A 25,539-nucleotide genomic window follows, 5' to 3' on the forward strand; every position below is an offset into this window, starting at 1 on the left:
GCGGCGAGTATACCAAAGTTTCCCCAAAAGGGAAGTGGTTATTTTTTGAACTCTTAGTTTCACATTCCGAGAAGGGTCTGACCATTTTACTTTGCTATGTGTTAATATCTCGCGATTATTTTTAAAGTGGTGTCATATAGCATGTTAGACAATGTAAAAGTCGTTCTGGTTGGTACGTCTCATTCAGGGAATATCGGATCAGCAGCTCGCGCAATGAAAGTGATGGGTTTGAGTCAATTAGTTCTTGTAGACCCTCAATGTGAAGTTGACGAGCAGACCTTAGCACTGGCTGCGGGTGCGGGTGACATCGCAGAAAACGCGACCATTGTGTCTACATTGGATGAAGCAGTAAAAGACTGTGGTTTGGTGGTCGGTTCAAGTGCACGTTCAAGAACGCTTGAATGGCCAATGCTAGAGCCTCGTGAATGCGGACAAAAGTTTGCCGTTGAAGGTCAAAAGCACCCAGTCGCATTAGTCTTCGGCCGTGAGCGCACTGGCTTGACTAACGATGAGCTTCAGAAGTGCCACTTCCATGTATGTATCCCAGCCAACCCTGAGTACAGTTCATTGAACCTAGCGATGGCTGTGCAAACGCTAAGCTATGAAGTTCGCGTGGCACACCTTGATATGGTTGCGAGCCAATATCAGCCACAGCAACAAGATGAGTACCCACGTCACGAAGAACTAGAAATGTTCTATGAACACCTTGAAAAAGTGATCATTGATACCCAATTTATCTCTAAGGATAAACCGGGTCAGGTGATGAACAAGCTACGTCGTCTGTTCAGCCGAGCTCGTCCTGAACTGCAAGAGATCAATACTCTACGTGGCATTTTGACTTCAATTGAGAAGAGCAAAAACGACAAATAAAACCCACTCTGCTTGTAGGGATGAATACCTGACTAAAATAGTCAACTAAATACTTGACCAATTTAGTCGGGTATGGGAAAATTCCAACCACATAAACAATGTGGATACGGTGTGATATGAAACTTACATCTAAAGGAAGATATGCGGTAACAGCTATGCTAGATGTAGCACTGCATTCGCAAAAAAGCCCAGTTCCTCTGGCTGACATTTCAGAGCGACAGGGTATTTCGTTATCTTACTTAGAACAGCTATTTTCTAAGTTACGTAAAGCTGGCTTAGTTGCTAGTGTTCGTGGTCCTGGCGGTGGTTACCGTTTAGGTGCTGAAGCGAGCGACATCGCTGTCGGAACTGTGATTGCTGCAGTCGACGAATCAGTGGACGCAACTAAGTGTCACGGTCGAGCAGACTGCCAAGGTGGTAGTCGTTGTTTAACTCACACCTTATGGCGTGATTTAAGCTCCCGAATCAGCAGCTTCTTAAACGACATTACGCTCGGTGAGCTAATGAAAGATAACGAAGTTTTACAGATTTCTGATCGCCAAGATATCGATCTTGCGGTTAATAATGGTTTTGCACATAAAAATACGAGCACTACAACGATTAGTGCAGCACCTCACGGTGTTAATGCCCGCTCTTAGCGGTCAGTTTTTACATTGGAGTAGAAAATGAAACTGCCTATTTACTTTGACTATTCAGCTACATGCCCAGTCGATCCACGTGTTGCTGAAAAAATGGTTCAATGCATGACGATGGACGGTAACTTCGGTAACCCTGCATCTCGTTCACACCGTTACGGCTGGCAGGCAGAAGAATCAGTAGATAATGCTCGTGAGCAAATTGCCGATCTACTAAATGCAGACCCACGTGAAATTGTTTTCACGTCAGGTGCTACAGAGTCAGATAACCTTGCTATCAAAGGTGCAGCGCACTTTTATGAGAAGAAAGGTAAGCACGTAATTACGTGTAAAACAGAACATAAAGCGGTTCTTGATCCATGTCGCCAACTAGAGCGTGAAGGTTTTGAGGTTACATACCTTGAGCCAGAAGCTAACGGCATCATCGATCTAGACAAGCTACAAGCTGCAATGCGTGAAGATACAGTTCTTGTTTCTATCATGCACGTGAACAACGAGATTGGTGTAATCCAAGATATCGCTGCAATCGGCGAGTTATGTCGCTCACGCAAGATCATCTTCCACGTTGATGCGGCTCAGTCTGCGGGTAAAATCCCACTAGACGTAAAAGAGATGAAAGTTGACCTTATTTCATTTTCTGCACACAAAGCATATGGCCCTAAAGGCATCGGCGCTTTGTACGTTCGTCGTAAACCTCGTATTCGCCTAGAAGCGCAAATGCACGGTGGCGGTCATGAACGTGGTTTCCGTTCTGGTACGCTTGCTACTCACCAAATCGTGGGTATGGGCGAAGCGTTTGCTATCGCTAAACAAGACATGCAGAAAGATTACGATCACGCACTAGCACTTCGTGAGCGCCTACTTAAAGGTGTTCAAGATCTAGAAGCAGTAACCGTAAACGGCGACTTAGACCAACGTGTACCACACAACCTAAACGTGAGCTTTGCTTTCGTTGAAGGTGAATCTCTGCTTATGTCTCTAAAAGACCTAGCAGTATCATCAGGTTCTGCATGTACATCAGCAAGCCTAGAGCCTTCATACGTTTTACGTGCTCTTGGTCTGAACGATGAACTGGCACACAGCTCAGTACGTTTCTCATTCGGCCGTTTTACAACGGAAGAAGAAATCGACTACGCGATTGCACAAATTCGTGTAGCGGTAAATAAATTACGCGACATGTCTCCTCTATGGGATATGTATAAAGAAGGGATTGATTTGAACACTGTTGAGTGGGCTCATCACTAATCTCACGGAAATAGAGGATTCGAGGTAACTATCATGGCATATAGCGAAAAAGTAATTGATCACTACGAAAACCCACGTAACGTAGGTTCGTTTGATAAAGAAGACCCAAGTGTAGGTAGCGGCATGGTTGGCGCTCCAGCTTGTGGTGACGTAATGAAACTGCAAATCAAAGTATCTGCAGAAGGTATTATTGAAGACGCAAAATTCAAGACTTACGGCTGCGGTAGCGCAATCGCTTCTAGCTCACTAGTAACTGAGTGGGTTAAAGGTAAAAGTATTGATGAAGCAGCTGCAATCAAAAACTCTGAAATCGCAGAAGAGCTTGAGTTGCCACCAGTGAAAGTTCACTGTTCAATTCTTGCTGAAGATGCAATCAAAGCAGCGGTTGCGGATTACAAAAAGAAGCACTAATCGCTTCAATACCGTAATCACGTCGAAAAAATAAGTAATATTTGGGAGCACCCTTTGTGCTCCCACCTGAGTTCTCAATTTATATAAAACACAAGGTTGTAGTATGGCCATCACCATGACAGATACGGCAGCAAGCCGAGTTCAAGCTTTCCTAGATAACCGTGGTAAAGGTCTCGGATTACGCTTAGCAGTAAAAACTACTGGCTGTTCGGGTATGGCGTATGTACTGGAATTCGTTGACGAGCTTAACGAAGAAGACGAAGTGTTTGAGCATTCAGGTGTTAAGGTCATCATTGATCCAAAGAGCCTAGTATACCTAGATGGTACTGAGCTTGATTATGTAAAAGAAGGCCTAAACGAAGGTTTTGAATTCAACAACCCGAACGCGAAAGGCGAATGTGGTTGTGGTGAGAGCTTCAATGTTTAAACGCTTGAATCGTTAAGCGTTGTAAGCGAAGAATAAAATTAGGCTCTGAACAAAGAGCCTAAACTTAGGACCACCTTTACATGAATCATTTCGAATTATTTGGGCTACCACTTCAGTTTCAACTGGATGGTAGCCTTCTTTCTTCTCAGTTTAGAGATCTGCAACGCCAATTCCATCCTGATAAATTCGCGATAGCTTCTGAGCGAGATCGCTTATTAGCCGTGCAAAAAGCGGCACAAATCAATGATGCGTACCAGGTATTGAAGAATCCAATTAGCCGAGCAGAATACCTGCTGGTTCAACACGGTGAAGACATTCGTGGCGAACAACAAACCATGCAAGATCCGATGTTCCTGATGGAGCAGATGGAATTGCGTGAAGAGCTAGAAGACATCGCAGACAGTTCTGATCCCGAAGATGCGCTATTTGCATTTGAAGGCAAGGTTAGCAAAATGTATAAACAACAATTAAGCGCTATCCAACAAGAACTTGAAAGCGAAGCTTGGCTTGAAGCTGCAGACCGAGTAAGAAAGCTTAAGTTTATTGCAAAATTAAAGAATGAAATCGAATTAGTTGAAGATCGTTTGATCGGCTAGTTTGTATAACAAGGACACCTCCATGGCACTACTTCAGATTGCAGAACCAGGGCAAAGCGCCGCTCCTCACCAGCATAAGCTTGCTGTGGGTATTGATTTAGGTACAACAAACTCGTTGGTTGCTGCAGTACGCAGTGGCGAGGCGAGTACACTCGTTGATCAACAAGGTCGAAGCATTTTACCTTCAGTTGTTCACTACCAATCGGAATCTTATACGACTGGTAATGAAGCGCGTGCAAATGCACAGACTGATCCTAAAAATACCATTATCTCAGTTAAGCGATTAATCGGTCGTTCACTGTCAGATATTCAACAGCGATACCCGTCTCTGCCATATCAGTTTGAAGAAAGTGATAATGGTTTGCCTGTGATTCGCACAGAGCAAGGCAACAAGAACCCAATTCAAGTATCAGCAGACATTCTGCGAGCGCTAGGTCAACGTGCTGAGTCAACACTCGGTGGCGAGCTATCTGGTGCAGTGATTACCGTTCCTGCGTACTTTGATGATGCACAGCGTGCAGGTACGAAAGACGCGGCGCAACTTGCTGGTCTTCACGTGTTACGCCTTCTTAATGAACCTACTGCCGCTGCGATTGCTTACGGTCTGGATTCAGGTAAAGAAGGCGTGATTGCCGTTTATGACTTGGGTGGTGGTACGTTTGATATCTCTATCCTACGCCTATCTAAAGGTGTCTTTGAAGTTCTAGCAACCGGTGGTGACTCTGCATTAGGCGGCGACGATTTTGACCATTTGATTGCAGAACATTTCCAAGCGCAAATGGGCTTATCAGAGCTAACGGCAGAACAGAACCGTATTCTTCTAGACGCAGCAACAGAAGCGAAGATTGGCTTATCTGAAGCTGAAAGTGTTGATGTTGATGTACTAGGTTGGTCTGGTTCATTAACTCGTGAAGAGTTCGAAGAGCTCATCAAGCCACTAGTTAAGAAAACGCTACTTTCGTGCCGTCGCGCATTGAAAGATGCCGAAGTTGACGCGGATGATGTTCTAGAAGTCGTGATGGTCGGCGGTTCAACTCGTACATTGCTTGTACGCGAAATGGTCGGTGACTTTTTTGGTCGTACGCCACTAACCAGCATTAACCCTGATGAAGTAGTTGCGATTGGTGCTTCTATCCAAGCGGATATTTTAGTCGGCAACAAGCCTGACTCTGAAATGCTGTTGCTTGATGTTATCCCGCTTTCTTTAGGCATCGAGACTATGGGTGGCTTGGTCGAAAAGATCATTCCACGTAATACCACGATCCCTGTTGCTCGTGCACAAGAATTTACCACGTTCAAAGACGGTCAAACTGCAATGACAGTGCACACCGTGCAAGGCGAGCGTGAAATGGTCGACGACTGTCGTTCACTAGCTCGATTTGCTCTGAAAGGCATTCCACCAATGACAGCAGGTGCTGCGCATATTCGTGTCACTTACCAAGTGGATGCTGATGGCCTGCTATCGGTTACCGCGATGGAGAAGAGCACTGGCGTTCAAGCTGAAATCCAAGTTAAGCCTTCTTACGGTCTAAGTGACAACGAAGTGGCTAGCATGCTGAAAGATTCGATGACGTTTGCAAAAGAAGACATGCAAGCGCGTGCTCTGGCTGAGCAACGTGTAGAAGCGGATCGTGTTATCGAAGGCCTTATTGCTGCGATGCAAGCCGATGGTGACGAGCTGCTTGATGAACAAGGAAAACAACAACTTGTTCAAGCGATTGAAGCACTGATCGAAGTGCGTAATGGCGATAATTCCGATGCCATTGAACTAGAAATTAAGAATACCGACAAAGCGAGCCAAGACTTTGCTTCTCGTCGTATGGATAAATCAATTCGAGCTGCACTGTCAGGTCAGTCAGTCGATAATATTTAATAGTTAGAGAATAGATAAACATGCCAAAGATTATTGTTTTACCTCACGAAGATCTATGTCCAGAAGGCGCAGTTTTAGAAGCAAAAGCTGGTGAGACGGTTCTTGATGTTGCACTGAAGGCCGGTATTGGTATTGAACACGCATGTGAAAAGTCGTGTGCATGTACTACATGTCACGTTGTGATTCGTGAAGGTTTCGACTCATTAGAAGAAAGTGATGACCTAGAAGACGACATGCTTGATAAAGCATGGGGTCTGGAAATGGAATCTCGTCTTGGTTGCCAAGCTAAAGTGGCGGATACTGACCTGGTTGTTGAGATTCCAAAGTACACATTGAACCTAGCTTCTGAAGAGCACTAAGAACTCAGCTCGGCTAAAACTGTTAGTAAAACTGGCATAGAATATAAATCATGAAGATGACAAATCGTCGCTGATAAATATAAGGAAGTGTTATGAGCTTGAAATGGATTGATTCGCGAGATATTGCGATTGAACTATGTGATTTATACCCAGATACCGATCCTAAAACCGTACGTTTTACGGACTTGCATCAATGGGTGTTAGATCTCGAAGATTTTGATGATGAGCCGAATCATTCGAATGAGAAAATTCTAGAGGCCATTATTTTGTGCTGGATGGATGAGATGGACTAGCCCTCTTGTTCTATAATTTGGCCGTTGGTTGGAATTTATCCAATATAAAACACAGCCAAGTTAACAATTCTTACTAAAAAAAGCGGACCTTATGGTCCGTTTTTTTATCAAAATGACATTTTTCTCCTACATAATGCTAACATCAGTCCGCTAATAAAAAATAATCAGAACCACACACTCAAGGTGGTTCATGACAAGGAGAAATCATGTCTACACAGATGTCAGTATTTTTAAGTCAAGAAGCTGCCCAGCCTCAGTGGGGAGCAAGAGCTATTTTATCGTTTTCTGAAGCGGGAGCGACAATTCACATTGGTGAAGGCCACGATTTAGGGGCGGTTCAACGTGCTGGTCGTACGCTTGACGGACAAGGTATCGCATTGGTTTCACTTAGCGGTGAAGGGTGGGATTTAGAAAGCGTTTGGGCTTTCTACCAAGGCTACCGTGGACCAAAGAAAAAGAATGCATTGGAATGGGATGCACTTTCAGAAACCGACCAAGCTGAGCTAGAAGCTCGCATTCGCTCTACTGATTGGACTCGTGACATTATCAACAAAACCGCAGAAGAAGTGGCACCTCGTCAACTAGCGACGATGGCTGCGGAGTACATCAAGTCAGTGGCTCCTGCGGGCACAGTTAAAGCGAAAATCGTTAAAGACAAAGACCTACTAACCGAAGGTTGGGAAGGCATCTACGCGGTAGGCCGCGGCTCTGAGCGTACTTCTGCAATGCTTCAACTGGACTTCAACCCTACTGGCGACGAAGACGCACCTGTATTTGCTTGTCTAGTTGGTAAAGGTATCACTTTCGACTCAGGCGGTTACAGCATCAAGCCTGGTCAATTCATGACAGCAATGAAGGCTGACATGGGCGGCGCAGCAACTATTACGGGTGGTTTAGGTCTAGCGATTGAACGCGGCCTGAACAAGCGTATTAAGCTTATTCTATGTTGTGCGGAGAACATGATCTCGGGTCGTGCATTGAAGCTTGGCGACATCATTACTTACAAAAATGGTAAGACGGTTGAGATCATGAATACCGATGCGGAAGGTCGCTTGGTTCTTGCTGATGGTTTGATGTACGCAAGTGCACAAAACCCTGAGCTGATCATCGACTGTGCAACGCTAACCGGCGCGGCTAAAAATGCATTAGGTAACGACTACCACGCGCTATTGAGCTTCGATGATGAGTTGTCTCACCAAGCACTAACGGCTGCAAATCAAGAGAAAGAAGGCTTATGGCCATTGCCTCTTGCTGATTTCCACCGTGGCATGTTGCCTTCAAATTTTGCTGATCTATCAAACATCAGCTCTGGTGATTACACTCCGGGTGCAAGTACCGCTGCTGCGTTCCTTTCTTACTTTGTAGACGACTACAAAAAAGGTTGGATTCACATGGACTGCGCGGGTACTTACCGTAAATCATCAAGTGATAAGTGGGCTGCAGGCGCGACCGGTATGGGTGTTCGTACACTGGCTCGTCTTCTTATCGACCAAGCAAAATAATAATAAGAGTGAGCGGTATTTCGATACCGCTTATTCATCAACTCAGATCGAATGATCTTAGTAATTTCAGTATTTAATAACAAAAAAATGAAGTGAAGGAATCCCTATGGCTCTAGAAAGAACGTTCTCAATTGTTAAGCCGGATGCAGTTAAGCGTAACCTTGTTGGTGAAATCTACCACCGCATTGAAAAAGCAGGCCTACAGATTATTGCCGCTAAAATGGTTTCTCTTACTGAAGCGCAAGCAAGTGGCTTCTATGCAGAACATGAAGGTAAAGAGTTCTTTGGACCACTTAAAGAGTTCATGACTTCTGGTCCTATCATGGTTCAAGTACTTGAAGGCGAAAATGCGATCGCTCGTTACCGTGAACTAATGGGTAAAACTAACCCAGAAGAAGCGGCTTGCGGCACTATCCGTGCTGATTACGCAATCAGCATGCGTTACAACTCGGTACACGGCAGCGATAGCCCTGAGTCTGCAGCTCGCGAGATCGAATTCTTCTTCCCTGAATCTGAAATTTGCCCACGTCCAGCTGAATAAGCAGACAACAGCAAGTATCAATAAAGGCTTCACTTCGGTGAAGCCTTTTTCGTATGTGGACTTTGCATTCTCGATAATCTATTTAGTCGTCATTCCCGAGAGCGACGTAGGAGCGTAATCGGGAATCTTTTCTTTAATTTAGGTATTCTCAGACCGAACAAAACAATTGTTCAAGTTTTAATCGCTTAACTTTGAATGTCTTAATAAACACAGGGTTTTACAGCGCTTGTTGAAGTTGCGTAAAGCCTGTACAATTCGCGCCCTTAATTATTGTTCCGTCATTGAGAGGCATCATGACCACAGCTAAAGTCAATCTACTCGATTTTGATCGTAAAGGTCTTCGTAAATTTTTCACAGAAGAACTGAATGAGAAAGCGTTTCGAGCAGAGCAAGTGATGAAGTGGATTTATCACTTCGGTGTCGATGACTTCGAACAAATGAACAACATCAACAAAAAATTACGCGAGAAACTGCTGCATCGCTGTGAGATTGTTGCACCTATCGTTTCTGAAGCTCAGCACTCTGCAGATGGCACCATTAAATGGGCTATGAGCGTTGGTGACCAAGACGTTGAGACGGTATACATCCCAGATGGTGACCGTGCGACGCTATGTGTATCTTCACAGGTTGGTTGTGCACTAGAATGTAAATTCTGCTCTACGGCTCAACAAGGCTTCAACCGTAACCTGAAAGTTTCAGAGATCGTTGGTCAAATCTGGCGTGCTGCACGTGAAATCGGTTTAGAGAAAGATACGGGTCGTCGTCCAATTACTAACGTCGTAATGATGGGTATGGGTGAGCCTCTGCTTAACATGAAGAACCTAATTCCATCATTAGAGCTGATGCTTGATGATCTAGGATTCTCATTGTCTAAGCGTCGTGTAACAGTATCAACATCTGGTGTTGTTTCTGGTCTTGATCAGATGACAGACAACATCGATGTGGCTCTGGCGATTTCTCTACACGCACCAAACGATGCACTACGTAGCCAAATCATGCCAATCAACGACCGTTGGGATATCCAAGATTTCCTAGCATCGGTTCGTCGTTACATTGCTTCTTCAAATGCTAACCGCGGTAAAGTAACGGTTGAGTACGTTCTATTGGATCATGTGAATGATGATATGGACCACGCTCGTGAACTTGCTGAGCTAATGAAAGAGACGCCTTGTAAGATCAATTTGATTCCATTCAACCCTTATCCGGGTTCGCCTTATAAGAAGCCAAGCAACTCTCGTATTGATCGCTTCCAAAAAACGCTGATGGAATACAACTACACAGTAACGGTTCGTAAAACACGTGGCGATGATATTGATGCCGCATGTGGTCAGTTGGTTGGTGATGTCATTGATAGAACCAAGCGTACTAAAATGCTGAAAGCCGCCTCTGAAGCTAACTTAATCGCAGGTGATGTGATTCAAGTAAAAGCGGTTTAAATACCATTTAGATCTAAACAAGCCAGAAGGATTCCTTCTGGCTTGTTGCTTTTCTGGAAGGTGAATTTCCAAAAATTGGATTTTTTCCCCACGCTTTCTTACATTTTTCGTTAAATTTTGGACAAAACCATGAGCTGACGGTAAATTTTGTCGAAAGTGTTTTTGCCTTGTAATGGCATTAGCTTATGATTAAATAATCTTAAATTAATTTAAGTGCTCGCTTGTTACCCGATAATCGTCAATGTGTCTATTTAGGTTGGCTACTTGATAAACTAGCTTCCTGAGAAAGTCGCTCACCAACAGTGTGTGGTTTTCTACTTTAAGGGTTGATGAACCGGGTGACAGAAAAAATTCCACATAGTAGGTTGTAAGATTGAGCTTAAACGAAAATAAAAAATGCTCTCATCAACCTGCAATAATACTTTAGAAGTTCACTCTCTATGAACACAGAACAAGAAACACAAACGCAAGAAACTGTCGCTCCAGCAATTGAAGCGGGAACGCTGCTCAAAAATAAACGAGAATCTCTTGGTTTAACACAAAAGCAGATCTCTGATCGCTTGAAGCTACGCGTTACGCTTATCCAGCAAATTGAAGAAAACCAATTCGAGTCAGATCAGGTTGCCACCTTTATGCGTGGTTACATTCGTTCATACGCGAAATACGTCAATCTTGATGAAAAAGTCGTGTTGAACGCGCTTCATCATTCTGGTGATGCCCAACATCAAGAACAAGAAATGTTGAGCTTTTCTCGTAAGACTAAAACCGAGAAGCACAATAGCCGTATTATGCTCCTTACTTGGAGCATCTTTGCTGTGATTGTGGGTATCTCCTCTCTTTGGTGGTGGCAGAATCAACAGCAAGACACCTTATCTCAATCTTTAGCCAATACTGAAAGCTCGGAAGAGCTAGTGGTAGAAGAGTCGCTTGATCCTGAGCTGACTTCATTAGAAGTGATTGAAGCAGAGCAAAACACAGAAACATCTCCTGTTACTGAAAATTCTGATGAGCTTACTGAAGTGAGTTCAGCTGAAAATTCAGTAACTCTTGACCCTGTTGAAGTCATTGAAGAAGCACCAGAAGCAGCGGACGTTACTTCTGTTACTGCAGAATCAGAGACTGTAGCGCCTGAAGCTGTGGTTAACGAGCTAGTGATGCAGTTTTCTGCTGATTGCTGGATCCAAGTGAAAGATGCTTCGGGCAAAACGTTATCTACCGGCATTAAAAAAGCAGGCCAGACATTAAATCTTTCTGGAACTGCACCATATAAAGTGATTCTGGGTGCGCCTGAAGGCGTATCGATGACATTTGCAAGTGAACCTGTCGACCTTTCTGGGTATACTTCAGGCAAAGTAGCTAGAATAACCTTACCTTAGAGTTAATATGCAACACGAATCTCCTATTATTCGTCGCAAATCAACCCGTATTTATGTGGGTGATGTGCCGATCGGTGATGGTGCACCAATTGCTGTGCAATCCATGACCAACACAAGAACAACAGATGTCGCCGCGACCGTCGCTCAAATTCGAGCTTTGGAAAAAGTGGGGGCAGATATCGTTCGCGTATCTGTACCGACTATGGAGGCCGCTGAAGCCTTTAAGCTAATCAAGCAGCAGGTCTCTGTTCCTTTGGTTGCTGACATTCACTTCGACTACCGTATCGCTCTTAAAGTGGCAGAGTATGGGGTTGACTGTCTGCGTATCAACCCAGGTAACATCGGTAACGAAAGCCGTATTCGCTCTGTTGTGGATTGTGCTCGTGATATGAATATCCCGATTCGTATTGGTGTTAACGGCGGTTCTCTTGAAAAAGAGATCCAAGAGAAATACACAGAGCCTACAGCAGAAGCGCTGGTTGAATCTGCAATGCGTCACGTCGATATCCTAGACCGTCTGAACTTTGATCAATTCAAAGTCAGCGTGAAGGCTTCTGATGTATTCCTAGCCGTCGGTTCTTACCGTTTGCTTGCTAAGCAGATTGATCAACCACTTCACCTAGGTATTACTGAAGCGGGTGGAGCACGTGCGGGTTCTGTGAAATCGGCTGTAGGTTTGGGCATGTTATTGTCTGAAGGTATCGGCGATACGCTGCGTATCTCGCTAGCAGCAGATCCAATCGAAGAGATCAAAGTGGGCTTTGATATTCTTAAATCTTTGCGCATTCGCTCGCGTGGCATCAACTTCATTGCGTGCCCAAGCTGTTCTCGTCAAGAGTTCGATGTTATCAACACCGTTAACGCCCTTGAAGAACGCTTAGAAGACATAGTGACTCCAATGGATGTCTCTATCATCGGTTGTGTCGTTAACGGCCCTGGTGAAGCTGAAGTGTCTCACTTAGGCCTTGCGGGTAGTGCTCGTAAGAGTGCCTTCTACGAAGACGGTAAGCGTCAGAAAGAGCGTTTTGACAACGATGACCTTGTCGACAAGCTTGAAGCTAAGATTCGTGCAAAAGCGTCAGTGCTTGATAAAGCAAATCGCATTGATGTAGAAAACTTAGAAGATTAATACAACGCGATGGGGTGTGATTGTCTATTCGCACTAACACCTGGTCGTGAGAAATTACGGAATAAATACTGTGGCTAAAAATATCCAAGCAATTCGAGGCATGAACGACTGCCTTCCAACTCAATCACCACTGTGGCAGAAAGTAGAAAGCGCAGTTAAAAGTGTGGTGAGTGCATACGGTTACAACGAAGTACGTATGCCTATCGTTGAAGAAACGAACCTATTTAGCCGTGCGGTTGGTGAAGAAACTGATGTTGTTTCTAAAGAGATGTACACCTTTGATGACCGTAATGGTGATAGCCTAACGCTGCGTCCAGAAGGCACAGCAGGTTGTGTACGTTCATGTATTCAAAACAGCCTTATCAACCGTGATGAGCAGCGCCTATGGTACATGGGTCCAATGTTCCGTCACGAGCGTCCTCAAAAAGGTCGTTACCGTCAATTCCACCAATGTGGTGTTGAAGTGTTTGGCCTAGACGGTCCAGACGTTGACGCAGAACTTATCATGATGACAGCACGTCTATGGCGTGAACTAGGCATCGATAAGCACGTTCGCCTCGAGCTGAACTCAATCGGTTCTCAAGAAGATCGCGTAAGCTATCGTACAGCGTTAGTGGCTTTCCTTGAGCAACACATTGATGTGTTAGATGAAGACTGCAAACGTCGCATGCACACTAACCCTCTACGTGTACTTGATACTAAGAACCCAGATGTTCAAGCGATCTTAGGTGACGCACCTCGACTATCTGAATATTTAGGTGAAGAATCGAAGCAACATTTTGCTGGTTTGTGTGAACTTCTTGACGCTGTTGGTATCGAATACCAAGTTAATGAGCGTCTAGTACGTGGCCTAGATTACTACAACCGCACAGTATTTGAGTGGATCACTGACAGTCTTGGTGCTCAAGGTACAGTTTGTGGCGGCGGTCGTTACGATGGTCTTGTTGAGCAACTAGGTGGCAAAGCAACCAATGCTGTTGGTTTCGCAATGGGTCTAGAGCGTCTGGTTCTTATGATGGAAACGCTAGAGCTAACAGAAGTTCGCCGTAGCGTTGACGTATACGTGGTTGCTGCTGGCGAAGGTACTATGATCGCAGGCATGCAGTTAGCGAATCAATTACGCGATACCGTTGAAGGCGTACGCGTAATGAACCACTTCGGTGGTGGTAACTTCAAGAAGCAATTCAAGCGTGCTGACAAAGTAGGTGCTGTTGTAGCACTGGTACTTGGTGAGAACGAAGTTGCTGACAATACAGTTGTGCTAAAAGATCTGGTTGGCGGCGAGCAAGAAACCGTGTCTCAAACGGACGTTGCAGAGAAAGTTGCTGCGCTAATCTAATTAGCCATTGAGCAAACGCTCATCATGAATATCAACGTCAGCACTATGCTGGCGTTTAAAGAATTAAAGAGGACAGGAAGTGGAACTTTACGATAGCGAAGAGCAACAAGTTGAAGCCATTAAAGATTGGTGGAAAGAGAACGGTAAAGCCGTAATCTTTGGTGCAGTTATTGGTTTAGGCGGTCTATTTGGCTGGCGCTATTACCAAGATTCAGTCGTTGAAGCACGTGAAGTCGCTTCAGAAGGCTACACCTCTGTAATTTCAGCTCTTGATGCTAAGGGCGTTGATGCTCAATCTGATATTCAAGCTTTTATCGACGCTAACAAAGACGCTGAATACTCTGTACTTGCTGCTATGCAATTAGCAAAAGCGCAAGTTCAAGCGGGTGACCTTGCAGCTGCACTTGAACAGCTTGAGTGGGCAAAATCGGCAACTAAGGATGCGGCACTTACGCCACTACTGACTTACCGTGCTGCACGTATCAAAGCTGAGCAAGGTGAATTTGACGCAGCATTGACTGATCTTGAAGCGATGACTGACGAGTCTTGGACAGGCCGTGTTGCGGAACTGCGTGGTGATATCTCACTTCGTAAAGGCGATACAGATGCGGCTTACAGTGCTTACTCTGAAGCACAACAAGCAGCTGATGCGAGCCAAACGCTTCAAATCAAACTTGACGACCTAGCTAAATAAGGCGCTTTGAATGAAGAAGATGTTTCCAAAAGCGGCGTTGTGTGCGATTGCTCTTGGCCTATTGGCTGGCTGTGCGGGTGAAGAAGACACCGTAATCATGGCGCCAGTACCAACAGTAAATAGCGAGTTCACTCCTAGCCAGGAATGGTCTACGTCGGTTGGTGATGGTGTTGGCCACTACTTTTCAAAACTAACGCCAGAATTGGCTTACGACAAAGTGTTTGTTGCGAGCCGTGAAGGTATGGTTAAAGCGCTTGACCCTGAAACAGGTAAAGAGCTGTGGAAAGTCGATCTTGAAAAAGAAGTACTGGCTCGTTTATCGGGTGGTTTAACGGCGGCTTACGGCAAAATATTTGTTGGTTCTGAAAATGGCGAAGTGATCGCTATGGATGAATCAACCGGTGAAGAGCTGTGGCGTGTATCAGTGAATGGTGAGGTGCTTGCATCCCCAGCAACTGAAAGCAATATGGTTATTGTTCATACCAGTCGCGGTATGTTGATCGCGTTAGATCAAGAAAGCGGCGAACAAAAATGGACGATTAGCACTGAAGTTCCAAGCCTAACACTTCGTGGCGATAGCTCGCCTGTTGCTGTTTCTGGCGGTGTATTCTGGGGGACTGCAAATGGTCGTTTAGCAGCCGCAATTGTTGACCGTGGTCAGCTTATTTGGCAACAGCCAGTAGGCACACCAAAAGGTGCAACGGAAATAGATCGCTTGGTTGATGTTGATGCATCACCGATTGTTCTTGGCGGCACCCTGTATACAGTAGGTATCAATGGTCAGCTAATCGCTATCGATCTTCGTTCTGGTAAGCCAATTTGGAAGCGTAACTATTCGTCAGCGATTGACTTAGCGAGTGATGGTAGCCGTTTGTTCGTTGTTACCGACAAAGACCATGTGGTTGCGGTTGATGCGCGTAGTGGTACTGAACTTTGGAGCACTCCATTGTTAGAAAACCGCTTACTGACAGCACCTGCTATTATTAATGGTTATGTAGTTGTGGGTGATACAGAAGGTTATCTGCACTGGTTAGATCGTTCATCGGGTGAGTTTGTTGCTCAACAGCTCGTCGATGATAGCGGCTTTGCGGTTGCGCCAATTGAAATGCCTGAAGGCTACTTAGTGACGACTCGCAATGGCGATGTAAAGAAACTAACGATTAGCCAATAAAAGCGTGATACAATTCACAGTCGGCTCCTGGTTGGTAACAGCTAGGAGCCGTTTTGTTGTTATAAATTAATAAACCGTGTGGTTATAGGTAAGAGTTTAAACTTGCGATCAAGTGCTTACCTATAACTACATTTAGAGAAGAAATTGTAGAGGTTGTTATGGTACCTGTTGTTGCTCTAGTAGGGCGTCCGAACGTAGGTAAATCTACGTTATTTAACCGATTGACTCGAACTCGTGATGCATTGGTTGCGGATTTCCCTGGCTTAACGCGTGACCGTAAATACGGTCATGCTCATTTTAGCGAGCATGACTTTATTGTTATTGACACTGGTGGTATCGACGGTACCGAAGAAGGTGTTGAAACTAAAATGGCTGAACAGTCGCTAGCGGCGATTGATGAAGCTGATGTCGTTCTATTTATGGTAGATGGCCGTGCGGGTCTAACACCTTCAGACGTGGCTATTGCTAAGCACCTTCGTCAACTAGAAAAGCCTTCAATGCTAGTAGTAAACAAGGTTGATGGTATCGACCCTGATGCTGCAAGTGCTGATTTCTGGCAACTAGGCGTAGAAGACATGTACCAAATCGCTGCGGCGCACGGTCGTGGCGTAACAGCGTTGATTGATCTTGCTCTTAACCCGTTCGCAGAAGCGTTAAAAGCTGAGAATGGCGAAGTAAGCGATTTAACTGAGTTTGAAGACGAAGAAGAAGAGCAAGTTGATTTCACTGAAGAAGAAGCGGAAGAAGAATTCAAGCGCCTTCAAGATCAACCAATTAAGCTAGCGATCATTGGCCGTCCTAACGTTGGTAAATCAACACTAACTAACCGTATCCTTGGTGAAGAACGTGTTGTTGTTTACGATATGCCAGGCACAACTCGTGACTCTATCTACATTCCAATGCAGCGTGATGAGCGTGAATACGTTCTGATTGATACTGCAGGTGTTCGTCGTCGTAAAAATATCAACGAAACAGTAGAGAAGTTCTCAGTGGTTAAAACACTGAAAGCAATTGAAGATGCTAACGTTGTATTGCTGCTTATTGATGCTCGAGACAACATCTCTGATCAAGATTTAAGCTTGTTAGGCTTTGCGTTGAATGCTGGTCGTTCAATTGTTATTGCAGTAAACAAGTGGGATGGTCTAGACAGCGATGTTAAAGATCGCGTTAAGAAAGAACTAGACCGTCGTTTAGGTTTCGTTGATTTCGCACGTATTCACTTTATCTCTGCACTTCACGGTACAGGTGTTGGTCACTTGTTTGAATCTGTTCAAGAAGCTTACAAGTCAGCGACGACTCGTGTTGGTACTTCTGTGCTAACTCGTATCATGAAGATGGCGACTGATGATCACCAACCGCCTATGGTTCGTGGCCGTCGTGTTAAATTGAAATACGCGCACGCTGGTGGTTACAACCCACCGATTATCGTTATCCACGGTAACCAAGTACGTAACTTGCCAGATTCATACAAACGATTCTTGATGAACTACTACCGTCGTTCACTAGAGATTATGGGTACACCTATTCGCATTCAATTCCAGAACAGCGAGAACCCATTTGAAGCTAAGACAACCAAGCTGACAATTTCTCAAGAACGTAAACGTAAGCGTATGATGAGCATGGTTAAAGGTCGTAAGTAAACCTTTCCAATAGATTTGATACCCGAGCCTGTCTCGGGTATTTTTTTAAGCAAAATTCACGTTAAGCCATAACCTCATATCTCCATATCGTGATGGGTTAACGAATTAGACTCAATTTCAAAAGAAGAACGATATGACCACTAGCGATTCCATGACACCAGCGACATCCATGAAACCAATAATAGTTATCACACCAACCATCACTCAATTTTGTCATCAGGCTTGGCAGATCAAAGCAAAGGCGTTGTACGTTGAAAACGATGACAGCAAAACCTACCTGATCACCGACATGACACCTTTCCACCCAGTGAGTCATATTTGGCCAGATCACCCTGCAGACCAAGGCTTTGTTAATGTTGGTGACGTGCAATATCCCGTTGAAGACTGTCTTGTTGGTGCAATAGAACAATCTACTAGCAAGCTTCATATCGCAGCAGATATCCCTGTTAAGCGTGATACGGAAGGGTGGACGTTTGTGGTTGTCCACCAGCTACCTGTATCTGCTTCTATGATTAAGGTTAGCGACGAAGTCATGTTGACGGTTGATAAAGAGTATCAAGCTAGTTTGAGCCGTGGTCACAGCGCTGGCCACATCGCTTTCCTAGCCTTGAATAAAGTATTGGCTGAGAGCTACTGGCGTAAAGATGCAGATAGAAAAGATCCGCTTGGCAGTTATGACTTCAATAGCTACGCGCAAGTGACTAGCTTTGTGACTCCCGAGTTGTGTACCGATAAATATCGTTTGGGAAAAACCCTGAAGAAGCGCGGTTTGAATGTTGCAGACATGCTAACCAATCTTGATGGTATCGAAGCCGACATCAATCAGATGATTAAAGGTTGGCTCGCAGACTCGACGCCAGTAGCAATGAGACTGGAAGGTGAGGCATTAACAGACTCTCGCTATTGGGAATGGCAGTTGGATAGCGACACTTTAGTGTCTATTCCTTGTGGTGGTACTCACATCGAGAATACGTCAGAGCTTAAGTCTTTATCGGTTAAGTTAACCCAGTTAGATGACCAGCATATTGAAATGCTGACGCATGTAATACGATGATTTAGACTACAGATCGAAATGGCTTGTGCTGTTTATTTTATTTTTATATGTAACTTTTAATATAAATCACTATTTAAAATTGAAATGCAGCACATGTAACTTATGCTTTCGGTGTGTGGTGATATAAATATTCTTTTTGGGGTAGATCGCTGATCAAAATAGATAAAGCGAAAGATCAACCTATGATCTTCGATTGTGTGTACGGCTTATTTAGTGTGTTATTATTAACCAATAGCAAGCTTGCATAAGAACAAGCTGTACCCTATTACACAATTGAAAGCTTTAGTGAATGGAACAACAATTTTTATTAGAAGGCCATCGAGCCGTCAACAGTTTGCTGCGCAAGCTTGCTCTAGGGATGGATCGCAAAGATTTAAACCATAAGATCATTCAGCTTACCGAGCAGATTTTTGGGCAGCGCATGGCTTCAATTTTACTGCTCAACTCTGAGTCAAAGACTTTACACCTTGAATATGCCCCAAACCTGCCTGATTTTTACAATCAGCAGATAGAAGGGGTTGGGATTGGTGCAGGGATTGGTTCTTGTGGCGAGGCGGCTGCACTCAAGAAAGCAGTGATGGTCTCCAATATAAATACACACCCAAACTGGGCACCTTTCTTAGCCTTAACCAATCAAGCCAATTTACATGCCTGTTGGTCGGTACCTATCATCTCATCGCACGGTCATGTACTGGGTACCTTCGCCATTTATAGCCAGTACATATCTGAGCCGCATGAATTTGAGCTTGAGATCTTAGAGCTATTGGCCTCCCTATATTCGGTCGCATTAGAAAAGTTTGAACTGGAGAATCAGCTTAACTTTTTTGCCAATCGTGATTCTCTTACCCATTGCTTGAATCGTCGCGCATTGTTTAATGAAGCTGAGGAAGTGTTGGCTAAGCGATGTTTTGGTGACAAGGTTATGGCGTGTCTGTTTGTTGATGTCGATAAGTTCAAATCGATTAACGATACTTATGGTCATAGTTTTGGTGATGATGTGCTGTTGGCGGTTGCAAAAGTCCTCGATGAGGCTACCACAGCATGTGCCAAGATAGGGCGTTACGGTGGCGATGAGTTTGTGGTGTTCTCTTGCTTTGATGATCAAGAAAGCGTTGTTAGCTTCTACCACGACTTAGAGAAAGCACTGCAACAAGCGCTTTATATCAATGATGTGCAGTTCTCAGTGAGTGTTGGGTTGTCTTGTGAGAAAGATCCTCAAGGATTAGACAAGTTGATCGCACAAGCTGATAAGAACATGTATCAAATCAAGCAAGCCAAGTCTCAGCGGTAGTAGATTGTAAAAATAGTAGTGAATTAGGAAATGCTAATGAGTGAAAATATCTGCCCTAAGTGCCAGTCTGAGCTAACTTGGGATGGCAAGTATCACTGTGAAAGTTGTCAGGCTCACTTTACTAAAGTTGGGTTTTGCCCTGAGTGCAGCAGCCAACTTGAGAAGCTTCAAGCCTGTGGTGCGGCGAGCTATTTTTGTAATGCCGATTGCAACGAATTGAAGTCTAAGTCGAGAGTAAAATTCGAATTCCAACCAGCGGAATAGCCTTAAGCTACATGGTTTGAACGATTATCGTTGATGCTTTATCAAAGACCCAATACCAAAGTGTTGGGTCTTTTTTGTATCTGATGAACAGGAATGTGTCATCTTGGTTCATTCTCATCGCCACTGCACCAGCATGAAACATAGTGACATGATCGCTATGCACTCCATTGGTGTGAGTTTCTTTTAACTTCCATAAATACAATTGCTTATAAATAATTTTGTTGGTTTATAAGTTTGGCACTCTTCTTGTAACTCTGTAATTGAATAACAAAAATACAATTATGGAGTAACAATCATGAACAAGGTGTTCAATTTATCGCTAGCTGCACTGTGTACAACACTTTCATTTTCTTCTGCAACAGTGCTTGCTGCTGATGAGACCATCAAGGTCGGTGTTCTACACTCACTCTCTGGCACTATGGCGATCAGTGAAACCACGCTAAAAGATACCGTGCTAATGCTTATCGAAGAGCAGAACAAAAAGGGCGGTTTGCTTGGCAAGAAGCTAGAGCCTGTGGTGGTTGACCCTGCGTCAAACTGGCCGCTATTTGCAGAAAAAGCACGTGAGCTTATCGAAAAAGAGAAAGTGGATGTGGTGTTCGGTGGTTGGACATCGGTATCACGTAAATCCATGCTGCCTGTTTTTGAAGAGCTCAACAGCATCCTTTTCTACCCAGTACAGTATGAAGGCGAAGAGTCTTCTAAAAACGTTTTCTACACCGGTGCCGCGCCAAACCAACAAGCGATTCCTGCAGTGGATTACTTGATGGAAGAGCTTGAAGTTGAGCGTTGGGTACTTGCAGGTACCGATTACGTCTATCCACGTACCACCAATAAGATCCTTGAAGCCTACCTAAAAGATAAAGGTGTCGCAGAAGAAGACATCATGATCAACTACACGCCATTTGGTCACTCTGATTGGCAATCTATCGTTTCAGACATCAAAAAGTTCGGCGAAGCAGGCAAGAAAACCGCTGTGGTTTCTACTGTGAATGGCGATGCGAACGTACCTTTTTATAAAGAGCTTGGTGCTCAAGGCATTTCATCTGAAGACATCCCAGTTATTGCATTCTCTGTTGGTGAAGAAGAACTGTCAGGTATGGATACAGAACCACTGGTTGGTCACCTAGCGGCATGGAACTACTTCATGAGTGTTGATACCGAAGCCAATGAAGAGTTCGTTGAAACGTGGCAGTCGTTCATCAAGAGTGAAAAGCGTGTCACCAATGACCCAATGGAAGCGCACTATGTTGGCTTCAACATGTGGGCTCAAGCGGTCACTAATGCGGGCACAACCGATCCTGAATCTGTGCAAGATGCCTTGATTGGCGTGTCTGTTCCTAACCTTTCTGGCGGCTACTCTACCATGCTGCCAAACCACCACATTACTAAACCAGTCCTGATCGGTGAAATCCAAGACGATGGTCAATTCGACATTGTTTGGGAAACCACTGGACTAGTGGCGGGTGATGCTTGGTCGAGTTACTTACCTGAATCGGCAAAACTGTTCTCTAGTTGGTCGAAGCCATTCTCATGCGGTGCGTTTAACGTAGAAACGAAGAAGTGTTCTGGCGGTAACTAGAGCGTCAATTCAGGAATATTGAGCCTTCCGGTTTGGGAAGAACGCGTCTGTTTAACGGGCGAAGCGAATGGAAGGCTCATCGTTTCAGGTAACAACCACTATCCACACATCCTCCAAGTAAAAATAACAATATCTAACTTGGTTGGTTAAGGAAGCAGGGATGAAAAACGTATTAAACGTATTTAAGGCGCTGTTGCTCATAGCAGTCAGTGCTCAGTTGGCTTTTGCTGGAATAACGGATGAAGCTAGCTTTACCAAGGCGCTAGTTGGTAAGAAAACATCGGATAAAGAATTAGCTATCGATTGGGTGATTGAGACGCAAACGGAAGATGTGTCGAAACCTATTTTAGATGGCTGGTTAAACGGAAACCTTTACTACTTTAATGAGAAACAGAGCGAGCAGTACAAACAGCTCTACCTTATTCAAAGCATCAAAACAGCGACGTCAGCTCAGTCAGTATGGGATGATTCAACGCTTAATATCGAGAATGCGAGACAGTTTAAAAAGGTTCGTGTGAATAACAAACTTCGCGGCATCTTGCGCGGGGAAATTGCTTCTATTGGACTGAACAGCGGCAACCCTGATGTGCGTTATAAAGCGGTTTTGGATTTGTTAGGAACCAAAGACGCTGACATTATCGAACGACTCACTGAACTCAGAATCAATGAATCAGATGGCAAAGTAGCTGAGCTAATGGATTTGTCGTTAGCGATTTCCACCTCTCTTAATAACAGTGCCACCATTGAAGATCGTGTGGCTTCAATTGAACGAGTTGGCGACTTCAAACATTCAGTGGTTCTGAAAACACTCAATCAACTGCTTAACACTGAACAAGAGCCAAGCATTACCGCAGCAGCAGAACGTGCCATGGACGACTATCAACAAAGCCAAGCTCTGTACTCAGGTGTTGAAACCGTATTCTTTGGCTTGAGCTTAGGTTCTGTATTGGTGCTGGCGGGCATTGGCTTGGCGATTACCTTTGGTGTAATGGGCGTTATCAACATGGCTCATGGCGAGCTAATCATGATTGGCGCTTACACTACCTATGTCATGCAATTGTTGATGCCCAATCATATTGGTTTGGCACTGATACTCTCTATCCCTGCTGCGTTTATTGTTTCTGGTTTGGTGGGCATTGTGATCGAGCGAAGTGTGATTCGTCATCTTTATGGTCGCCCATTGGAAACCTTACTCGCGACCTTTGGTATCAGCTTGATCTTACAGCAAGCCGTTCGCTCGATTTTCTCTCCATTGAACCGCTCAGTAAGCACGCCTGAATGGATGTCTGGCGCACTTCAATTAAACCCAATGTTGTCTCTGACTTATAACCGACTTTATATCGTCCTGTTCTGTGGTTTGGTGTTTATGGGCTTATTAATGGTTCTGAAAAAGACACCGTTAGGCCTTCAGGTTCGTGCCGTTTCTCAAAACCGTGGTATGGCTCGTGCGATGGGGATTCGATCGGAGCGAGTTGATGCGATGACCTTCGGTTTAGGCTCTGGCGTCGCAGGTGTTGCGGGTGTAGCGCTTTCTCAACTGACTAACGTTGGCCCAAATATGGGGCAGGCGTACATCATCGACTCATTCATGGTGGTGGTATTCGGCGGGGTTGGCAACCTATGGGGCACACTAGTCGCAGGGCTCAGCCTTGGCTTATTTAATAAGATTTTAGAACCATGGGCTGGTGCGGTTCTCGCCAAAATTCTGGTACTGGTTTTCATCATTCTATTTATTCAAAAACGCCCACGCGGACTCTTCCCGCAACGTGGTCGTGCGGCTGAAGGTTAAGGACAACATCATGCAGTCAAAATCATTTGTACTTTCGGCAATGCGTGGTGACAAAGGTGGCCAACTGACCATCCTTGCCATTCTTGCGGCCGTCATTCTTATCCCGCTGGCTAACACCATGTTACCAAGTGGGCACCCGCTCCATGTCGAGACCTTCACTATCTCGCTGATGGGTAAATACCTGAGCTACGCAATGTTGGCGTTGGCGCTCGATCTTGTGTGGGGCTATCTCGGAATATTGAGTCTCGGCCACGGTGCTTTCTTTGCGCTTGGTGGTTATGCGATGGGCATGTACTTAATGCGCCAGATTGGTGACCGTGGGGTATATGGTGATCCAGTCCTACCAGATTTCATGGTGTTTCTCGATTGGTCGGTGTTGCCATGGTTCTGGCAGGGTTTCGATCAGTTCTGGTTTGCTTGTCTGATGGTGGTGTTGGTGCCGGGCGCATTGGCTTATTTGTTCGGTTATTTAGCTTTCCGTTCTCGAGTTTCAGGGGTGTATCTTTCTATCATGACTCAAGCGTTAACTTACGCATTGATGCTGGCGTTTTTCCGCAACGAAATGGGCTTTGGTGGTAACAACGGACTGACGGATTTCAAAGACATCATTGGCCTGAGCTTGCAGAGTGATGCAGTCAAGATTGGCCTGTTTGTCGCGACTGGCATCTCGCTCATTCTAAGTTACATCGCGTGTCGCATGGTGGTGACAAGCCGCTTAGGTCGTGTGGCACTGGCGATTCGTGATACCGAGTCTCGCACTCGGTTTATGGGCTACGACGTTGATGGCATCAAGTTATGGGTATTTGTTTTGTCTGCGGTTATCGCGGGTATTGCTGGTGCTTTATATGTTCCTCAAGTCGGCATCATTAACCCTGGTGAGTTTGCACCGCTCAACTCAATTGAGATTGTAGTTTGGGTTGCCTTGGGCGGTCGTGCCACTCTGTTTGGTGCCATCGTTGGTGCGCTGATCATCAACTACGCCAAGAGCTGGTTTACGGTTGAATTCCCTGAGGTGTGGTTATTTGCTCTCGGTGGTCTATTCGTTCTCTCGACCATGTACTTCCCACAAGGTGTGATTGGCTTTGTCAGTGAAAAGTGGCAACAGTTACGCAAGGCATCGAATTCGAAAGGCGAGGGGCAAGATAAGGATGATCAGCATAAAGGCAAGGAGGCGACCGCATGACCACATTTAACAGCGTAAAGGAATCCGTTCAGGCGTTCACTCGTCGGGACGAAGTCTTCGATTACCTTAAACCCGATGTTCATCCTGCCATTGATACCCGTCATAACGTGTTGTTGTACGTGGAAGGCGTTAATAAAAGCTTCGATGGTTTCCAAGCGATAAACGATCTTAACCTTTATATCAAAGAGGGCGAACTGCGCTGCATCATCGGTCCTAATGGTGCGGGTAAAACCACCATGATGGACATCATCACGGGTAAAACAAAGCCAGATACTGGTGATGTGTGGCTAGGCTCGAACATTAACTTATTGAAGATGAATGAAGCAGAAATTGCCAATGCAGGCGTTGGGCGTAAGTTTCAAAAACCGACCGTGATTGAATGTTTAACCGTGTGGCAAAACCTTGAATTAGCCATGGCGGGCGACCGCTCGGTGTGGGCAACCTTCACCGCTGTAATGTCTGGCGAACAGAAAGACAAACTGACCTCGATACTTGAGCTGATTCATTTAAAAGACGAAGCGGCGAATTTGGCAGGTAACCTGTCTCACGGTCAGAAACAGTGGTTAGAGATCGGCATGTTATTGATGCAAAACCCCAAGCTGTTGCTGGTGGATGAGCCCGTTGCAGGCATGACTCACCAAGAGATGGATCGTACCTCTGAGTTACTTAACTCACTAGCAGGCAAGCACTCGGTTGTGGTAGTCGAACACGATATGGACTTCGTGCGCTCCATTGCAAGCCATGTCACCGTGCTTCATCAAGGTCATGTGTTGGCCGAAGGCACTATGGATCAAGTGCAGGCTCACCCAGAAGTTAAACAAGTTTATCTCGGAGAATAG

The 25,539-nt window shown here is 45.0% G+C and carries 25 protein-coding genes; all 25 read left to right on the forward strand.

Annotation, left to right across the window (positions count from 1 at the left end; all coding sequences use genetic code 11):
* The first annotated feature begins 141 nt into the window (after positions 1–141).
* Positions 142–870: a tRNA (cytosine(32)/uridine(32)-2'-O)-methyltransferase TrmJ gene (gene trmJ / locus AC3CID_RS02855; protein ID WP_004735091.1), complete on the forward strand. Its 729-nt coding sequence runs from the start codon at positions 142–144 to the stop codon at positions 868–870.
* Between the two features lie 116 nt (positions 871–986).
* Positions 987–1,508, forward strand: a complete 522-nt coding sequence (iscR, locus tag AC3CID_RS02860) for a Fe-S cluster assembly transcriptional regulator IscR (protein ID WP_017079865.1) — start codon at positions 987–989, stop codon at positions 1,506–1,508.
* A 27-nt stretch (positions 1,509–1,535) separates the two neighbouring features.
* Positions 1,536–2,750, forward strand: coding sequence for an IscS subfamily cysteine desulfurase (locus tag AC3CID_RS02865; RefSeq protein WP_017074110.1), 1,215 nt, complete (start codon positions 1,536–1,538; stop codon positions 2,748–2,750).
* Positions 2,751–2,783: 33 nt separating this feature from the next.
* Entirely contained in the window at positions 2,784–3,161 is a 378-nt protein-coding gene (gene iscU, locus AC3CID_RS02870; RefSeq protein WP_004735094.1) for a Fe-S cluster assembly scaffold IscU, read from the forward strand.
* 103 nt (positions 3,162–3,264) lie between these two features.
* Positions 3,265–3,588: an iron-sulfur cluster assembly protein IscA gene (gene iscA, locus AC3CID_RS02875; RefSeq protein WP_004735095.1), complete on the forward strand. Its 324-nt coding sequence runs from the start codon at positions 3,265–3,267 to the stop codon at positions 3,586–3,588.
* An 80-nt stretch (positions 3,589–3,668) separates the two neighbouring features.
* A complete protein-coding gene (gene hscB / locus AC3CID_RS02880; protein ID WP_009848288.1) occupies positions 3,669–4,184 on the forward strand; it encodes a co-chaperone HscB in 516 nt (171 codons plus the stop codon).
* Positions 4,185–4,206: 22 nt separating this feature from the next.
* Entirely contained in the window at positions 4,207–6,057 is a 1,851-nt protein-coding gene (hscA, locus tag AC3CID_RS02885; RefSeq protein WP_488526915.1) for a Fe-S protein assembly chaperone HscA, read from the forward strand.
* A gap of 20 nt (positions 6,058–6,077) precedes the next feature.
* Positions 6,078–6,416 carry an ISC system 2Fe-2S type ferredoxin gene (gene fdx, locus AC3CID_RS02890; protein WP_076644811.1) on the forward strand — a complete coding sequence of 113 codons (339 nt, stop codon included), beginning with the start codon at positions 6,078–6,080 and terminating at the stop codon, positions 6,414–6,416.
* A 92-nt stretch (positions 6,417–6,508) separates the two neighbouring features.
* On the forward strand, positions 6,509–6,709 hold the full coding sequence (gene iscX, locus AC3CID_RS02895) for a Fe-S cluster assembly protein IscX (RefSeq protein WP_004735099.1): 201 nt from the start codon (positions 6,509–6,511) through the stop codon (positions 6,707–6,709).
* A 206-nt stretch (positions 6,710–6,915) separates the two neighbouring features.
* On the forward strand, positions 6,916–8,211 hold the full coding sequence (gene pepB, locus AC3CID_RS02900) for an aminopeptidase PepB (RefSeq protein WP_017079868.1): 1,296 nt from the start codon (positions 6,916–6,918) through the stop codon (positions 8,209–8,211).
* A 106-nt stretch (positions 8,212–8,317) separates the two neighbouring features.
* Positions 8,318–8,752 carry a nucleoside-diphosphate kinase gene (ndk, locus tag AC3CID_RS02905; RefSeq protein ID WP_004735101.1) on the forward strand — a complete coding sequence of 145 codons (435 nt, stop codon included), beginning with the start codon at positions 8,318–8,320 and terminating at the stop codon, positions 8,750–8,752.
* A gap of 293 nt (positions 8,753–9,045) precedes the next feature.
* A complete protein-coding gene (gene rlmN / locus AC3CID_RS02910; RefSeq protein ID WP_004735102.1) occupies positions 9,046–10,188 on the forward strand; it encodes a dual-specificity RNA methyltransferase RlmN in 1,143 nt (380 codons plus the stop codon).
* A 440-nt stretch (positions 10,189–10,628) separates the two neighbouring features.
* Positions 10,629–11,564, forward strand: a complete 936-nt coding sequence (rodZ, locus tag AC3CID_RS02915; protein WP_171308761.1) for a cytoskeleton protein RodZ — start codon at positions 10,629–10,631, stop codon at positions 11,562–11,564.
* Between the two features lie 7 nt (positions 11,565–11,571).
* A complete protein-coding gene (ispG, locus tag AC3CID_RS02920) occupies positions 11,572–12,693 on the forward strand; it encodes a flavodoxin-dependent (E)-4-hydroxy-3-methylbut-2-enyl-diphosphate synthase (RefSeq protein ID WP_004735104.1) in 1,122 nt (373 codons plus the stop codon).
* 70 nt (positions 12,694–12,763) lie between these two features.
* Entirely contained in the window at positions 12,764–14,032 is a 1,269-nt protein-coding gene (hisS, locus tag AC3CID_RS02925; protein WP_054548098.1) for a histidine--tRNA ligase, read from the forward strand.
* 79 nt (positions 14,033–14,111) lie between these two features.
* Positions 14,112–14,726, forward strand: coding sequence for a YfgM family protein (locus AC3CID_RS02930; protein WP_004735106.1), 615 nt, complete (start codon positions 14,112–14,114; stop codon positions 14,724–14,726).
* 10 nt (positions 14,727–14,736) lie between these two features.
* Positions 14,737–15,897, forward strand: a complete 1,161-nt coding sequence (gene bamB, locus AC3CID_RS02935; RefSeq protein WP_004735107.1) for an outer membrane protein assembly factor BamB — start codon at positions 14,737–14,739, stop codon at positions 15,895–15,897.
* A gap of 158 nt (positions 15,898–16,055) precedes the next feature.
* Positions 16,056–17,537, forward strand: a complete 1,482-nt coding sequence (gene der / locus AC3CID_RS02940; protein WP_004735108.1) for a ribosome biogenesis GTPase Der — start codon at positions 16,056–16,058, stop codon at positions 17,535–17,537.
* Between the two features lie 133 nt (positions 17,538–17,670).
* Positions 17,671–18,591, forward strand: a complete 921-nt coding sequence (locus AC3CID_RS02945) for an alanyl-tRNA editing protein (RefSeq protein WP_488526916.1) — start codon at positions 17,671–17,673, stop codon at positions 18,589–18,591.
* A 289-nt stretch (positions 18,592–18,880) separates the two neighbouring features.
* The gene (locus tag AC3CID_RS02950) at positions 18,881–19,882 is read left to right on the forward strand and encodes a sensor domain-containing diguanylate cyclase (RefSeq protein WP_146457600.1); all 1,002 of its coding nucleotides are present in this window, start codon (positions 18,881–18,883) and stop codon (positions 19,880–19,882) included.
* 36 nt (positions 19,883–19,918) lie between these two features.
* On the forward strand, positions 19,919–20,146 hold the full coding sequence (locus AC3CID_RS02955; protein ID WP_114633017.1) for a zinc ribbon domain-containing protein: 228 nt from the start codon (positions 19,919–19,921) through the stop codon (positions 20,144–20,146).
* 295 nt (positions 20,147–20,441) lie between these two features.
* Positions 20,442–21,728 (forward strand): urea ABC transporter substrate-binding protein, encoded by a 1,287-nt coding sequence (gene urtA / locus AC3CID_RS02960; RefSeq protein WP_076650847.1) that lies wholly within the window; start codon positions 20,442–20,444, stop codon positions 21,726–21,728.
* Between the two features lie 160 nt (positions 21,729–21,888).
* A complete protein-coding gene (gene urtB, locus AC3CID_RS02965) occupies positions 21,889–23,517 on the forward strand; it encodes an urea ABC transporter permease subunit UrtB (RefSeq protein WP_488526917.1) in 1,629 nt (542 codons plus the stop codon).
* Between the two features lie 10 nt (positions 23,518–23,527).
* Complete coding sequence (gene urtC, locus AC3CID_RS02970; RefSeq protein ID WP_171329513.1) at positions 23,528–24,700, forward strand: urea ABC transporter permease subunit UrtC; 1,173 nt, start codon at positions 23,528–23,530, stop codon at positions 24,698–24,700.
* Positions 24,697–25,539 (forward strand): urea ABC transporter ATP-binding protein UrtD, encoded by an 843-nt coding sequence (gene urtD, locus AC3CID_RS02975; protein WP_488526918.1) that lies wholly within the window; start codon positions 24,697–24,699, stop codon positions 25,537–25,539. Before urtC ends, urtD begins: the two co-directional genes overlap by 4 nt.

This window comes from Vibrio sp. QJM3NY_21, from assembly GCF_057785975.1.